The following is a 12,955-nucleotide window of genomic DNA, read 5'->3' as shown; positions in this document are numbered from 1 at the left end:
TCTCTCGGCCCCACGCCGGCGTGGGGCCGTGGTCGTTGCTCCACTTCCTATCAGAACTTGAGCTCAAGTTCATCTTTAGCTACTGTCGACTCGCGTAGCCGGATCCGACATTCCACGCATCGCCGATACCCGCGCCTTCGCGACGCGGCCGTTGGGAGCCCAGCATGCGAGAAGCCGTCATCGTCTCCACCGCACGAACGCCGATCGGCAGGGCGAGGCGGGGCGCGTTCAACGACACCCAGGCCCAGGAACTCGCCGGGCACGCCATCGCCGCCGCCGTACGGCGGGCCGGGATCGACGGTGCCGAGGTCGACGACGTGATCCTCGGCTGCGCGGTGCAGCAGGGATCGTCTGGCGCGAATGTGGCGCGGCAGGGCCTGCTGCGCGCCGGGCTGCCCGAGTCCGTGGCCGGGATGACGATCGACCGGCAGTGCTCGTCAGGCCTGATGGCGATCGCCGTCGCCGCCAAGCAGATCCTTGCCGACGACATGCAGATCACCGTCGGGGGCGGCGTCGAGTCGGTCTCGGTCGTGGAGAACGAGCACCTCAACGGCTACCGGGCGACCGACCCGTGGCTCGTCGAGCACATGCCGAGCCTGTACATGCCGATGCTGCAGACGGCGGAGATCGTCGCCGAGCGCTACGGCGTGAGCCGCGAGCGGCAGGACGCGTTCGCGCTCAGCTCCCAGCAGCGGACGGCGGCGGCCCAGGAGGCGGGCCGGTTCGACGACGAGATCGTCCCGCTGCCGAGCCGGAAGAAGATCGTGGACGCCGAAAGCGGCGAGATCCGCTATGAGGTCGTCACCCTGAGCAGGGACGAAGGCAACCGCCCGGCCACGACGATGGAAGCGCTGGCGGGCCTGCGTACCGTCCTGCCCGACGGGCAGGTGACGGCACGAGCCAGCGTCACCGCGGGAAACTCCTCGCAGCTGTCCGACGGCGCCTCCGCGTCCGTCCTCATGGAACGCCGGGAGGCCGAGCGGCGCGGGCTGGAACCGCTCGGGGTCTACCGCGGAATCGCAGTGGCGGGGTGCGCGCCGGACGAGATGGGCATCGGGCCCGTCTTCGCCATCCCCAAGCTGCTCAAGGCACACGGGCTGGGAATCGACGACATCGACCTGTGGGAGCTCAACGAGGCGTTCGCGTCCCAGGCCGTGTACTGCCGCGACGAACTCGGCATCGACCCGGACAAGTTCAACGTGAACGGTGGCGGCATCTCGATCGGCCACCCCTACGGCATGACGGGCGCCCGGCTCGTCGGCCACGCGCTGCTGGAAGGCCGCCGGCGTGGAGCCCGCCACGTGGTGATCACGATGTGCATCGGCGGAGGCATGGGCGCCGCCGGGCTGTTCGACGTCGCCTGAACGCATCCTCACGTCCCCACTCATTGCGAGGAGCACCGGATGTACCCGGGCAGTCACGCCGTCACCCACCCGGACAAGCCTGCGATCGTCATGGCGGACTCGGGCCGGTCCCTCACGTTCGCGCAGCTCGAGTACGCGGCCAACCAGGTGGGCCACCTGCTGCGGAACCAGGGCCTGCGGCGCGGCGACCACATCGCGGTGATGGCGGAGAACCGCCTCGAACTACTCGTGGTCGAGTCCGCGGCTGAGCGCACCGGGTTGTACTACACGCTGATCAACACGCACCTCACGGGCGACGAGGTGGCCTACATCGTCGGCAACTGCAGAGCGCGGGTATTCGTCAGCACCGTGACGCTTCGTGACGTCGCCACGAAGGCGGCGGAAAGCTGCCCGGCGGTGGAACGGTTCCTCATGGTCGGGCTCGAAGAACCGGATGAGCGGTGGGAGTCCTTCACGGCCGCAGTCGAGCGTCACCCGGGGGTGCCCGTGGCCGACGAGCAGCGGGGCAACGTCATGCTCTACTCCTCCGGGACCACCGGACGCCCGAAGGGAATCTGCCGGCCGCTCCAGGATCTGCGGCCGGGTGACGCCGACGAGGTCCTCGACTGGGTCCGCGACCTCCTGGGCTTCCGCGAAGGCATGACGTACCTGAACCCGGCACCGCTGTACCATTCCGCGCCGCAGGGGAGTGTCTCGGGCGCGCTGCGCCTGGGGAGCACGGTCATCGTCATGGAGCGGTTCGACGCCGAGCAGTGGTGCGCGCTGGTCGAGAGACACCGCATCACGCACTGCCAGATGGTGCCGACCATGTTCATCCGACTGTTGCGGTTGCCCCGGGAGGTGCGTGACCGCTACGACCTGTCGTCGCTGGAGCGGATCGTGCACGGAGCCGCACCGTGCCCCGTCCCGGTCAAGCAGGCGATGATCGAGTGGCTCGGCCCGATCGTTCTCGAGTATTACGGTGCCACCGAAGGAAACGGCTTCACGTGGTGCGACTCGGAGCAGTGGCTGGCGCATCCCGGAACGGTCGGCAAGGCGATCATCGGTGATGTTGAGATCCTCGACGACGACAACCGTCCCGTTCCGCCTGGCGTGGACGGAACCGTGTGGTTCCGTGGCGCGACCAATTTCGTGTACTTCGACGACCCGGCCAAGACCGCGGAGAACCGGATCGCGGACGACCGCGGCGTCGCCTCCACGATCGGCGACATCGGGCACCTCGACACCGGCGGCTACCTCTACCTGACCGACCGCAAGAGCCACATGATCATCTCTGGAGGGGTCAACATCTACCCTCAAGAGACCGAGAACCTCCTCGCGGCCCACCCGGCGGTGGCGGACGTCGCCGTCATCGGCGTTCCCAATCCCGACCTCGGCGAGGAGGTCAAGGCCGTGGTCCAGCTCGTCGATTCCGCGGCGGCCGGCCCCGGCCTCGCCGCCGAGCTCATCGCTTACTGCCGGGACCGGATCGCTCACTACAAATGTCCCCGGTCGGTGGACTTCGTCGACGACCTGCCCCGGCTCCCCACCGGCAAGCTCTACAAGCGCCTGCTCCGCGACCGATACCGGGACACCGTCGCAGGCTGAGCCCTGCTCATTCTCTCTTCCTAGGAAGGAAAAGCTTCATGCCCGACTTCGCTCAGAAGGTCGCCGTCGTGACCGGCGGCGGCCAGGGGATCGGCGCCGAGGTCTCCCGCCATCTCGCGGCGCTCGGTGCGAGCGTCGCCGTGATCGATCGCGACGGCGACAACGCGAAGGCCGTCGCCGCGGAGATCGCAGCCTCCGGAGGCGCGGCGGCGGCCTTCTCCGCCGACGTCAGCAGCCGCCAGGACATGCGGGCCGCGATCGACGGAACCGTGGATGTGTTCGGCGGGCTGCACATCCTCGTCAACAACGCCGGTGTCATCCGCGACAACCTGCTCTTCAGGATGACCGACGACGACTGGTCGACCGTGATGGACGTGCACCTGCGCGGTGCCTTCATCGCCAGCCAACTCGCGCAACGGCACATGGTGGAGGCGAAATACGGCCGGATCGTGTGCATGTCGTCGGCGTCCGCTCTCGGCAACCGCGGCCAGGCCAACTACGCCGCCGCCAAGGCCGGCGTGCAAGGGTTCACCAAGACGCTGGCCATCGAGCTGGGCCCCTTCGGCATCACTGCCAACGCCATCGCCCCGGGCTTCATCGAAACCACCATGACCGCCGCCACTGCCATGCGCATCGGCACCACGATCGACGACATGCGCCGTACGGTCGCCGCCGCCGCTCCGGTCCGCCGTGGCGGCGTCCCCGCCGACATCGCCAACGCCGTCGCCTTCTTCGCCGCCGAGGAGTCCGGGTACGTCACCGGGCAGGTCCTCTACATCGACGGGGGATACGGTCTGGTCTGAAGGCTCGGACGGTGGTCCGGGTGTCGCCGCCCGCTCATACGTCGTCGGCGGGGCCGCGTGCAGGGCCGAAGCGCTACATCCTGGGCTACCTTACGTCCGTGGTAGGGCCGCCCCCGAATGGAGTTCCCCAAGGTTCACCCAGCTCGTAGGTGTCCCAGCGGCGGGGCCACGCCACAGCCGCCCAACGCGGTGTTCCAGCCTTTGCGCCCTCGGCCGGCGGGACCGTTAGGCGGCTGTAGCGATGTCCGTCCGCGTACCGGAAGCCGGGGCGCTGGGCGGTCAGCCGCAGGCGTCAGCCGTCGTGCCGCTGCCGTGGTTGACGGTGCCGGTGCCGGCGACCACCGTGCCGGTACCCCAGGCGCAGACGCCAGGGGCGTACAGCATGTTGCCCCAGTGGTGACCGCCGTTGCCGGCGCTGTAGCTGAACAGTGCCGACCTTCCGTCGTCGGTGTAGACGTTGACCGAGCCGTGGCCGGAGGTGGAAACCCTGACCTCCGTCCAGTTGGTCTTGCAGGTGGGCGACCAGTAGAGGTAGACGGAGCCCAGCGAGTCGCCGATCTGGTTCTTGATGGATGCGCTCCTGACGGAGTACGCGCTGCTGTTACATCCGGTGCTGTAGGGGTCCTTGCCATCGAGCGAGGACGCACTCGCGGGCAGAGCCGTCAGAACGACGACCGAGGCGGCGGCCGCTGCCGCGGCGGCGGCGATTACTCGGGTCTTCACCTGTGCTTCTCCTTCGCATCCGGGCCCGGCCGGAGGGAGCCGGGGCCCCGCTAAGATCACCAACGGGCTCGAACCTATGTGCCCAAGGGGGCCCCTGATAGAGACGGATGACTAATCTGGAGAACGTCCGTAATCGGGATGACTAAGCCAATTGACTCAGTTGACGGCATGACACGCAGTCCTCGCCCGATCTCAGGCGGGGCGCAGCACCCTCTGTCAGGGACAGGCACCTTAGAAACTCCTGTGGCCGCACTGGAGCGCTCGCGGGACCTCCCACGTGGGACGAAGGCCCCGGTCCATCGGACCGGAGCCTTCATCGTGACCGAGATCGACGGAATCAGCGCACGTAGACGGGCGAGGTCATGGCGACCATCGCGGCGTCGTACGGACACAGGTTCACGCCGACGTTGATCGCTCCGCACAGCGGGGTCTGCTCGAGCAGGTCGTTGCCGAGGCGCAGCTCGGCACGCACCCAGCCCGGCGTGGCCGGGGCGGTGAACTCGATCGACCCGTCGCGCGTGAGGTGCTGGTCGAGCACCTTCTGGCCGTTGGCGATGACGCGCAGCGAGCCGTCGGTGAGCGAGTCGAGCGAGCGCACACGCAGCTTCTCGCCCGGGCGGACGTCGTCGCCGATGACGGGCACGAAGCTCGTGCCGCGCTGAGCCTCGATCACGAGCGGACGCCCGCCGACGGACGGCGGCAGCGCGGACACGCTGGTACGGCCGGCGCGCAGCGCCTCGAGCACGGCACCCGCCGAGTGGTTACGCGCGAGCACCCAGGTGGTGGGATAGCCGGCGCCCTGCGGTTGCCCGTACTGCGTCTTGGCGTCGCTGCCGCCGGTCAGCGCGACGCGTTCGCCGCGCTGCAGCCAGCAGTCGAGGTAGTCCTCGGCGGTGCGGATGCTCGAGCTCGGGTTCCAGACCTCGATCGTGTCCGGCCGCACGTCGAACCCGTAGCCCCAGGTGAGCGTCGAAGCGTTGCAGCCGGTGAACGACTTGGTGATCTTGGAGCCGGGGTGGTCGATCTGGAAGACGCCGCCCTTCGCGCGCACTTCGTTCGCGAGCCCGTTGATCGCGGCGGCGGAACCGTCGCCGTTGTTGAGCAGCCGGTCCATGCCGAGCACGTGGGCAGACCCGTTGACGCGGTCCTCGTAGCCGGGGATCGCGAGCACGCCGTGGCTGCCGGAGTCCCGCGAGTTCGCCGAGCGGACGTCGTTGTCGTCGGTGACCGCGAGGTAGTCGAGCCCGCGGCTGTCCGCCTCAGCGAAGCGCGAGCGGACGTCGACGCCCGCCAGGAACGGGTCGGCCTCGCTCGCCTCGTCGGTCCCGGCGCAGTAGACGTCGCTGGAGAAGCAGCTGTGGACGTTCAGGTCGCCCGCCAGCCAACGGCCGTCCTTGGTGTTCAGATCGCCCTTGGGCGCGTTCGGTGCGCCCGCCTGCTTGTGGTCGTCGACCCAGATCGGGCTGGAGTACGCGACCGGACGCCCGTCGCGGCGGACCCGGAGGAAGTACCAGGTGTCGTCGGCCGCCTTCAGCGAGGCGTTGAGCTGGTCGCCGGTCGCGCTGGCGACCACCTGGCCGCCGTTGCTGACAAGCTCCAGCTGCAGCGGCGTGCTCGAGCCGCGGACGTGCGCGTCGATGGCCAGCGGGCGCTTGCCGTTGGTGTGGATCCGCTCGCCCATGCCGTGCCCGTCGACCGTGAAGTCCAGTCGCAGCGCGTTGTCGAGCACCGCGTAGAAGCGGCGGTCGGCCATCGCGCTCTTGATGTCCTTCTCGGTGTTGGCCTTGGCCACGACGACGGTCTTGGCGTACTGCGAGCCGCCCCAGTCGTCCGTGCGGTCGTGCCCCTTGTCCTCGGCGCCGATCGCGCCGACGTGCCAGCCCTTGTCGAGCGCGTGGGCGTACCAGCCCTCGGGCGGGGCGTTGTGCCCGGGCGCCGAGCCGAAGTCGCTGCCGCCGTTGAAGACCTCGATGCCGACCATCTGGTCGTCGGCCTTCGGGAAGTACTTGAAGTCCTCCCAACCGAAGCCGAGGTCGCTGCGGACGTCACACTTCAGCGGGCCGCACAGCGTCTTGTCGCCGGGGTGGTTGAACACCGCCAGGCCGTCCTTGCCGGTGGTCGTCAGCCAGTCGTAGAAGCGATCCATCGCGATGGTGCCGCCGTCGATCTCGGGCATCGAGTTCTTGCTCGAGAAGTAGACGTTGATGTGGCCCATGCGGTCCGAGGTCCACTCGAAGCCGCGGAAGCCGACGAAGTCCTTCGCGGGGTCGGTCGCGGCCTTGGCCTGCTCGAGCGTCGCGTCCCACTTGCGCAGCGCGTCGAGCGGGTTGACGGGATCGGCGTTCTGGCAGCTCGGCGCGACCCGCGGGTCCAGGCACTCCTCGTTGAAGACGAGCGGGGAGTTGACGTTCGAGGTGTGCTCGCTCGAACCGACGAAGTTCAGGTCGTGCTTGTCACGCCCAGACGCGAAGTAGTCGGCGGGTCGGGAGCCGGGCCATCCGTCGGAGTAGCCGCTGTGCTCGTGCAGCGCGCCGATGAGCTCGCGAGGCGAACCGGTGTTGGTTGTCGTGACGACCGCGGCCTTCTCGGTCTGAGCGTTGCCTGCCGCACCGGAGGTTGCGAGAGCGGGGCTCGTGGCGCCTATGAGGACGAGCGCGCCCGCGGCGGCGGTAGCGAACAGTGCGCGGATGCGCATGTACTTTCTCCGTCTGTTGGGTAGGGACGTCCTGCCTCGGAGAGAGAGGCGGACGCGTTCCACCCTTCACGCAGGCGATGGCCCCCGGATGACCTGGGCCTGAACGCCGGGTGAGGCTTGATCTCGCGGACTCGCGCCGGGTGTGGCGGCCGACTCTGCGTGATCAAGAAGGTCCGGCGTACGCGGGAAGCAGCGGTCTCAGGGCTCCGGCACCGCCGAGTGCGTGTTCGGTCAGCGGAGGGAGGCGTCGGCGCGGAACGTGTGCCGATAAGCCGTGGGGGACACGCCGATCATGGTGGTCAGGTGCTTGCGCATGGACGCGCCGGTCCCGAAGCCGGCCTCCTCGGCGACGCGGTCCACGGGGAGGTCCGTGGTTTCGAGCAGGTGACGTGCGCGCTCGACGCGCTGCTGGATCAGCCATTTGCCGGGAGTCGTCCCGACCTCGTCGCGGAAGCGCCGGGTGAAGGTGCGGACACTCATCCTCGCGCGCCCGGCCATCTCGGTCAGCGCGATGGGCCGATGGAGTCGCTCCAGCGCCCAGGCGCGGGTCTCGGAGGTGGTGGCCGCTGAGGGCTCGGGCACCGGACGCTCGATGAACTGCGCTTGGCCGCCGTCCCGCCAGGGCGGGACGACGCAGAGCCGGGCGACACGGTTGGCCACCTCGCTGCCGTGGTCGCGACGCACCAGATACAGGCACAGGTCGACTCCGGACGCGACGCCGGCCGCGGTGAGCACCTCACCGTCATCCACGAACAGCACGTCAGGGTTGACCTTGACGTTGGGGAACATCCGCTGGAAACGCTCCGCTTCGTTCCAGTGCGTCGTCGCCGGTCGCCCGTCGAGCAGGCCGGCGGCCGCCAGGACGTAGGAGGCGGTGCAGATCGACACGATGCGAGCGCCGGGCCGGAGACGGTCGAATATCCCGGCGACCTCATCGGGAAGCCAGACTCCGTCCTCCTGCGGGCCACAGGAGAACGGGGGGACCACCAGCGTGTCCGCCGTCGCGATGATCTCGCTGTCGTTCTCCACCATGACGCTGAAGTCGGCACCGGTCCTGACCGGCCCGCCGTCGACGCTGCAGGTGAGCACTTCGTACAGCGGCGCCTGATCGGGGCCGGCAGCGGTGCCGAAGATCCGTACGGGAATGCTCAGCTCGAAGGGGTAGACCCCGTCGAGCGCCAGGACGACGACGCGATGCATGGCCAGATTCTTGCAAATATTGGCAGTCTGGCCAATCGTCGGGGATGCCTCGGCGCTGGCAGCCTGGCCGTACGCGGGCAGCCCACGAGGGGGAGGCCCTCGAGAGCAGAGGAACATGAGCATGCGCGCGATCGGTCAGGACTCGTTCGGCGGTCCGGAAGTGTTGAAGATCGTCGAGGTGGAACGTCCGGAGCCGGGCCCCGGCGAGGTGCTCGTCCGGGTTCATGCGACGTCGGTCAACCCGACCGACTTCTGGCACAGGGCCACCGGTGGGCTGGCGGGGGATGCCGGGCCGATTCGGCTGGGGTGGGATGTCTCCGGCGTGGTCGAGCAGGTAGGGCTGGGCGTGACGTTGTTCGAGCCCGGCGAGGAGGTGTTCGGCATGCCGTTGCAGCCACGGCCCGCCGGCACCTATGCCGAATACGTGGTCTCCCCGTCGCGGCATCTGGTCCGCAAGCCGGCCTCACTGTCCCACGTTCAGGCCGCCGCGCTGCCGTTGGTCGCGCTCACCGGATGGCAGGCGCTGGTCGATACCGCCCACGTGCGCCCCGGCCACCGAGTGCTGGTCCATGCCGCGGCGGGCGGAGTCGGCCATGTCACGGTACAGATCGCCAAGGCGCTCGGCGCTCATGTCATCGGCACCGCCAGTGGCTCCAAGCACGACTTCGTACGGCGCCTCGGCGCCGACGAGGTCATCGACTACACCCGCACCGACTTCGCCTCGGCGGTCGGCGACATCGACATCGTGGTCGACACCATCGGCGGCGAGTACGGCCCGCGTTCGCTGCGTACCCTGCGCGAGGGAGGCATCGTCGTCTCGCTCGCGTCTCCGGCCGAGGCACGACTGTCGGCTCAGGCGCGCGCCCTCGGATTCCGCTCAGCCTTCATGATCGTCGAGGCTGACCAGTCAGGGATGCGGGAGATCGCCGCGCTCGTGGACTCCGGTCGGCTGACACCCGAGATTCACACGGTCCTCCCGCTGGATCAGGCCGCCAAGGCCCACGAGATCGGTGAGGCCGGCCGTACAAGCGGGAAGATCGTCCTCACAGTCGCCGACTGACAGTGATGGTGTGGATGAGCATCGTGAGGATGTCGTCGGCGTCCGATTGGATGGCGTCATGACTGCTCATGATGTGGCCCGTCTGCTGCCTGCGATTCCCGGTCGTGACCGCCTGTTTGTGGCGTGAGGCCGGCGAGGATCGTTGGCGGGTAGGCGAGATCGAGTACCCGGACGGCGAGAGCGACCCCGATGGATCGACGCACCTGTTCGCACTGCTCGTCGATCCGTCGCCGGAGGTGTTCCAGCGGTTCGCTGAGGACTACTACGACGTCCCCGTGGATCTCGATGCGGTGCGGCACGTCTATGCCCTTCGTCCGCTGACGCAGGAAGTGGTCACCGCGCTGAACGCCGACCTCAAGTTGGAGGACCTGGCCGAAGACCTTGCGGCATCGCGGTATCCGTCTGCCGCCGCCTGACAAGAAGGGACGGCTGGCGCCGATGTCCAGCAGGGGTCGGGGATCGTCTGCGGAAAGCATTCAAGATCAACTCAGCGCGGGTTACAGGCTCATGTGGGCTGCCCCCTAAATGGTTTGCCCGCTGATGGCGCGGATTGGGATGCTCGAAGCAGGAACGGAGAGGAACCCGCAACGTGGCCGTCACCGGATCCAGCAAGCCGTCCGAGTCCGAGCCGGAAGTCCGCACGGCGGCCGGCGTCCTCCGCGGCGGCCGGGAGGCGGGGCTGGCGGTCTTCCGCGGCATCCCGTTCGCCGAGCCGCCGGTCGGCGCCCTCCGTTTCGCCGCGCCGCAGCCGGTGCGCAGCTGGGACGGTGTGCGCCCGGCGGTCGCGTACGGCCCGCCGCCCCCGCAGTCCAGCGTGCTCGGGATGTCGCAGGACACCGCCGGCGACGACTGGTTGACGATCAACGTCTGGACACCGGAACCGGATCCACCGGCAGCGCTCCCGGTGATGGTGTGGATCCCCGGCGGCGGTTACGCCATGGGCGACTCCAGCCTCCCGGAATACGACGCCGGGCACCTGGCCGGAAGCGGAGCCGTGGTCGTGACCCTCAACTACCGTCTCGGTATTGAGGGTTTCGCGCAGATCGGCGGAGCCCCGGCCAACAGGGGACTGCTCGACCAGGTCGCGGCCTTGCAGTGGGTGCGGGACAACATCCGGATGTTCGGCGGCGATCCGGACCGGGTCACGGTCTTCGGGCAGTCGGCGGGCGGCGGATCGGTCGCCGCGCTGCTCGCCATGCCGCGCGCCGCCGGGCTCTTCCGCCGGGCGGTCGCGCAGAGCGTGCCGGGGACGTTCTTCTCCTCCGAGCTGGCCGCCGACATCGCCGCCGCCTGCGCCGCCGAGCTGGGGGTACGGCCCACGGTGTCCGGCCTGTCGGCGGTGGCCCCGGCCCGGCTGCCCACCGCCGGCGACGCGATCTTCGCCAAGATGGTCCAGTGGCGGGAGCGCTGGGGGCAGATCGCACACCGGCCGATCCCGTTCGCGCCGGTCGTCGATGGTGACGTCCTGCCGACGACCCCTTGGCAGGCGCTGGCTGAGGGCGCAGCCCGGGACGTCGGACTTCTCGTCGGGCACACTCGCGACGAGCACCGGTTGTTCAGCCTGATCGACGGCGTGCTCGGCCAGGTCACGCCCGAGCAGACCGAGACCGCTCTGCACGTGCTCGCCCCGGGCCCGGACGGTGCACGCCGGTATCGGGAGGCATTCCCGGCCGCGGCCGATGAGGAGCTGTACGAGCTGGTCAACGCGGACTGGTTGTTCCGCATGCCGAGCCTCCACCTCGCCGACGCGCAGATCGCCGGCGGCGGCCAGGCCCACCTCTACGAACTGACCTGGTCCGCCCCGGGATTGGACGGCGCCCTCGGCGCCTGCCACGGCCTGGACGTGCCGCTCGTCTTCGGCAACCTGAGCAGCGGACAGACCGCCATGCTGATCGGCGACCCGCCCTCCCCGGAGGCGGAGGAGCTGTCCGCGCAGGTCCGCAGGGCGTGGACGGCGTTCGCCGCTCACGGCGACCCGGGCTGGCCTCCGTACGACTCCGACCACCGCCTCGCACAGCTCTTCGACACGCCGTCGATGGTCACCGCCTACCCGGAAGAGGCTTCGCGGCTGCTGTGGGAGGACCACACCTTCCCGGCGCTCCCGCTGCTCGCGCGGTAAAGATTCATCGGCCACCTACGGCTCGTCAAGCGTCTCCACTGAAGGGTCGGCGGCTAACCCGCGTTGGCGCGGCGGGCCGTGCTGAACCGGCGTTGGTAGGCGGCGGGGCTGATCGACAGCTTTCTGGCGAAAACCCGTCGCAGGCTTTCGTAACTGGGGAACCCGGCGAGGGTCGCGGCCTGCGTCGCGGTGTGTCCTTGGTCGAGCAGCGCCCTGGCCATGTCGAAGCGGATGTTTTCCACGTAGCGGGCCGGCGTCGTGGACAGCTCGTCGTGGAAAAGCCGGGTGATGTGCCGGGTGCTCACGTTGAGGTGTTTCGCGAGTTCGCCGAGCGAGTGATCCCCGCGGGGGTTCGCCGTCACCAAGTCGGTGATTTTGCGGAGAGCCGGCGAGCGGGGCGGCGGTCCTTGCAGCGGTGCCGAGAACTGGGACTGGCCGCCCGCACGCTGCATGTAAACCACCAAGGCGCGGGCGACGTCGCGCGCCAGGTCGGGCCCGTGGTCCTCTTCGGCGAGAGCGAGCGCCAGATCGATGCCGGCCGTCACCCCCGCCGACGTGTACGTGGTGCCATCGCGAACGTAGATCGCGTCGGGCTCGACGCGGCATGTCGGACACCGGGCGGCGAGCTCGTGCGTGACCTTCCAGTGCGTGGTCGCGCGCTTGCCGTCGAGGAGGCCGGCGGCGGCGAGGACGAACGCCCCGGTGCAGATCGACGCGACCCGGCCGGCCACAGCCGCCGGTATCCGCGCGGCCTCCGCCAGGTCGCCGGGGACACGGGCTCGGGGATAGAGGTCGGATCCGGCCACCAGTAACGTGTCGAAAGCCGGCTGCGAGGAGACGGCGCCGTCGACCGCGATCCGGACCCCGAGATTCGACGTGATGTCCGCGCCGGTCGGTGACAGCAGCACGATCCGGTAGTCGGCACCGAACCGGTTCGCCTCCTTGAACACCTCCGCGGGACCGGCGACGTCCAGCAACGTCACTCCGTCGTAGACGAGGATCGCGACGCCATGGGGGGCGGCGTTCACCACGCCGGTCCCTCCGGAGCCGGATCCGCCCGGTGACCGGCCGGCCCCGGCGGCGTCGACCGCCGTCTGGTCGGCGGCGCAGGAGGCATGGACACCGTTCATTGGTAGCACACCGTTACCGGAGATCACGGGGGAGCCTCGTGGGCGGGCCGTGCGCGCGATTTCGCCCTGTCCGGATATAGGTGATTCCTGGCCAGACGAAGGCAGCGCCGTACGCCGATCGGTGGGGAGTATGGAAGTCGGACAGACGGTCCACAGCCCGACATACCTCCCGGAAGGTCAGAGGTCATGCCAGAGGTCATCGCGGGGTTGGAGTTCCTGACGGGCGGACCCGTGCTGAGCCCCCGCAACCGCCTCATACCGACGAACGTTCTTG

10 protein-coding genes are annotated in these 12,955 nt (G+C 69.2%); 6 read left to right on the top strand and 4 right to left on the bottom strand.

Annotated elements, in window-relative coordinates:
* Window positions 1–164: 164 nt before the first annotated feature.
* Genes Psi02_RS32900 through fabG form a run of 3 tightly spaced genes read left to right on the top strand, consistent with a single transcriptional unit; the run spans window position 165 to window position 3,754 of the window.
* Window positions 165–1,364 (top strand): acetyl-CoA C-acyltransferase, encoded by a 1,200-nt coding sequence (locus tag Psi02_RS32900; RefSeq protein ID WP_203979739.1) that lies wholly within the window; start codon window positions 165–167, stop codon window positions 1,362–1,364.
* Window positions 1,365–1,403: 39 nt separating this feature from the next.
* On the top strand, window positions 1,404–2,951 hold the full coding sequence (locus tag Psi02_RS32895; protein WP_203979738.1) for an AMP-binding protein: 1,548 nt from the start codon (window positions 1,404–1,406) through the stop codon (window positions 2,949–2,951).
* Window positions 2,952–2,989: 38 nt separating this feature from the next.
* Window positions 2,990–3,754, top strand: coding sequence for a 3-oxoacyl-ACP reductase FabG (fabG, locus tag Psi02_RS32890; RefSeq protein WP_203979737.1), 765 nt, complete (start codon window positions 2,990–2,992; stop codon window positions 3,752–3,754).
* 279 nt (window positions 3,755–4,033) lie between these two features.
* On the opposite strand, the gene Psi02_RS32885 is transcribed toward fabG, so the two are convergent.
* The 3 genes from Psi02_RS32885 to Psi02_RS32875 form a co-directional block, all read right to left on the bottom strand.
* Entirely contained in the window at window positions 4,034–4,477 is a 444-nt protein-coding gene (locus Psi02_RS32885) for a DUF2690 domain-containing protein (RefSeq protein ID WP_203979736.1), read from the bottom strand.
* A gap of 337 nt (window positions 4,478–4,814) precedes the next feature.
* Window positions 4,815–7,172, bottom strand: coding sequence for a CehA/McbA family metallohydrolase (locus Psi02_RS32880; RefSeq protein WP_203979735.1), 2,358 nt, complete (start codon window positions 7,170–7,172; stop codon window positions 4,815–4,817).
* 231 nt (window positions 7,173–7,403) lie between these two features.
* Window positions 7,404–8,372 carry a GlxA family transcriptional regulator gene (locus tag Psi02_RS32875; RefSeq protein WP_203979734.1) on the bottom strand — a complete coding sequence of 323 codons (969 nt, stop codon included), beginning with the start codon at window positions 8,370–8,372 and terminating at the stop codon, window positions 7,404–7,406.
* Between the two features lie 121 nt (window positions 8,373–8,493).
* On the opposite strand from Psi02_RS32875, the gene Psi02_RS32870 reads away from it, so the two are divergent.
* The 3 genes from Psi02_RS32870 (at window position 8,494) to Psi02_RS32860 (ending at window position 11,551) form a co-directional block, all read left to right on the top strand.
* Window positions 8,494–9,432, top strand: a complete 939-nt coding sequence (locus Psi02_RS32870; RefSeq protein ID WP_203979733.1) for an NADP-dependent oxidoreductase — start codon at window positions 8,494–8,496, stop codon at window positions 9,430–9,432.
* 104 nt (window positions 9,433–9,536) lie between these two features.
* Complete coding sequence (locus Psi02_RS32865) at window positions 9,537–9,848, top strand: hypothetical protein (protein WP_239095365.1); 312 nt, start codon at window positions 9,537–9,539, stop codon at window positions 9,846–9,848.
* 173 nt (window positions 9,849–10,021) lie between these two features.
* Complete coding sequence (locus Psi02_RS32860) at window positions 10,022–11,551, top strand: carboxylesterase/lipase family protein (protein WP_203979732.1); 1,530 nt, start codon at window positions 10,022–10,024, stop codon at window positions 11,549–11,551.
* Between the two features lie 53 nt (window positions 11,552–11,604).
* Here Psi02_RS32860 and Psi02_RS32855 read toward each other — a convergent pair whose 3' ends face one another.
* Window positions 11,605–12,681, bottom strand: a complete 1,077-nt coding sequence (locus Psi02_RS32855) for a GlxA family transcriptional regulator (protein ID WP_203979731.1) — start codon at window positions 12,679–12,681, stop codon at window positions 11,605–11,607.
* Window positions 12,682–12,955 lie beyond the last annotated feature (274 nt).

The sequence above is a fragment of the Planotetraspora silvatica genome (assembly GCF_016863315.1).
GTDB classification, from domain to species: domain Bacteria; phylum Actinomycetota; class Actinomycetes; order Streptosporangiales; family Streptosporangiaceae; genus Planotetraspora; species Planotetraspora silvatica.
The sequence above is the reverse complement of the archived record's forward strand: the minus strand, read 5'-3'. Positions and strand labels throughout refer to the sequence as shown.

Excerpts from the sequence above, each read along its gene's own strand:
- Psi02_RS32895 (WP_203979738.1), top strand. The coding sequence starts at position 1,404 with ATGTACCCGGGCAGTCACGCCGTCACCCACCCGGACAAGCCTGCGATC.
- Psi02_RS32900 (WP_203979739.1), top strand. The coding sequence starts at position 165 with ATGCGAGAAGCCGTCATCGTCTCCACCGCACGAACGCCGATCGGCAGG.
- Psi02_RS32855 (WP_203979731.1), bottom strand. The coding sequence starts at position 12,681 with ATGAACGGTGTCCATGCCTCCTGCGCCGCCGACCAGACGGCGGTCGAC.
- Psi02_RS32875 (WP_203979734.1), bottom strand. The coding sequence starts at position 8,372 with ATGCATCGCGTCGTCGTCCTGGCGCTCGACGGGGTCTACCCCTTCGAG.
- fabG (WP_203979737.1), top strand. The coding sequence starts at position 2,990 with ATGCCCGACTTCGCTCAGAAGGTCGCCGTCGTGACCGGCGGCGGCCAG.
- Psi02_RS32880 (WP_203979735.1), bottom strand. The coding sequence starts at position 7,172 with ATGCGCATCCGCGCACTGTTCGCTACCGCCGCCGCGGGCGCGCTCGTC.
- Psi02_RS32870 (WP_203979733.1), top strand. The coding sequence starts at position 8,494 with ATGCGCGCGATCGGTCAGGACTCGTTCGGCGGTCCGGAAGTGTTGAAG.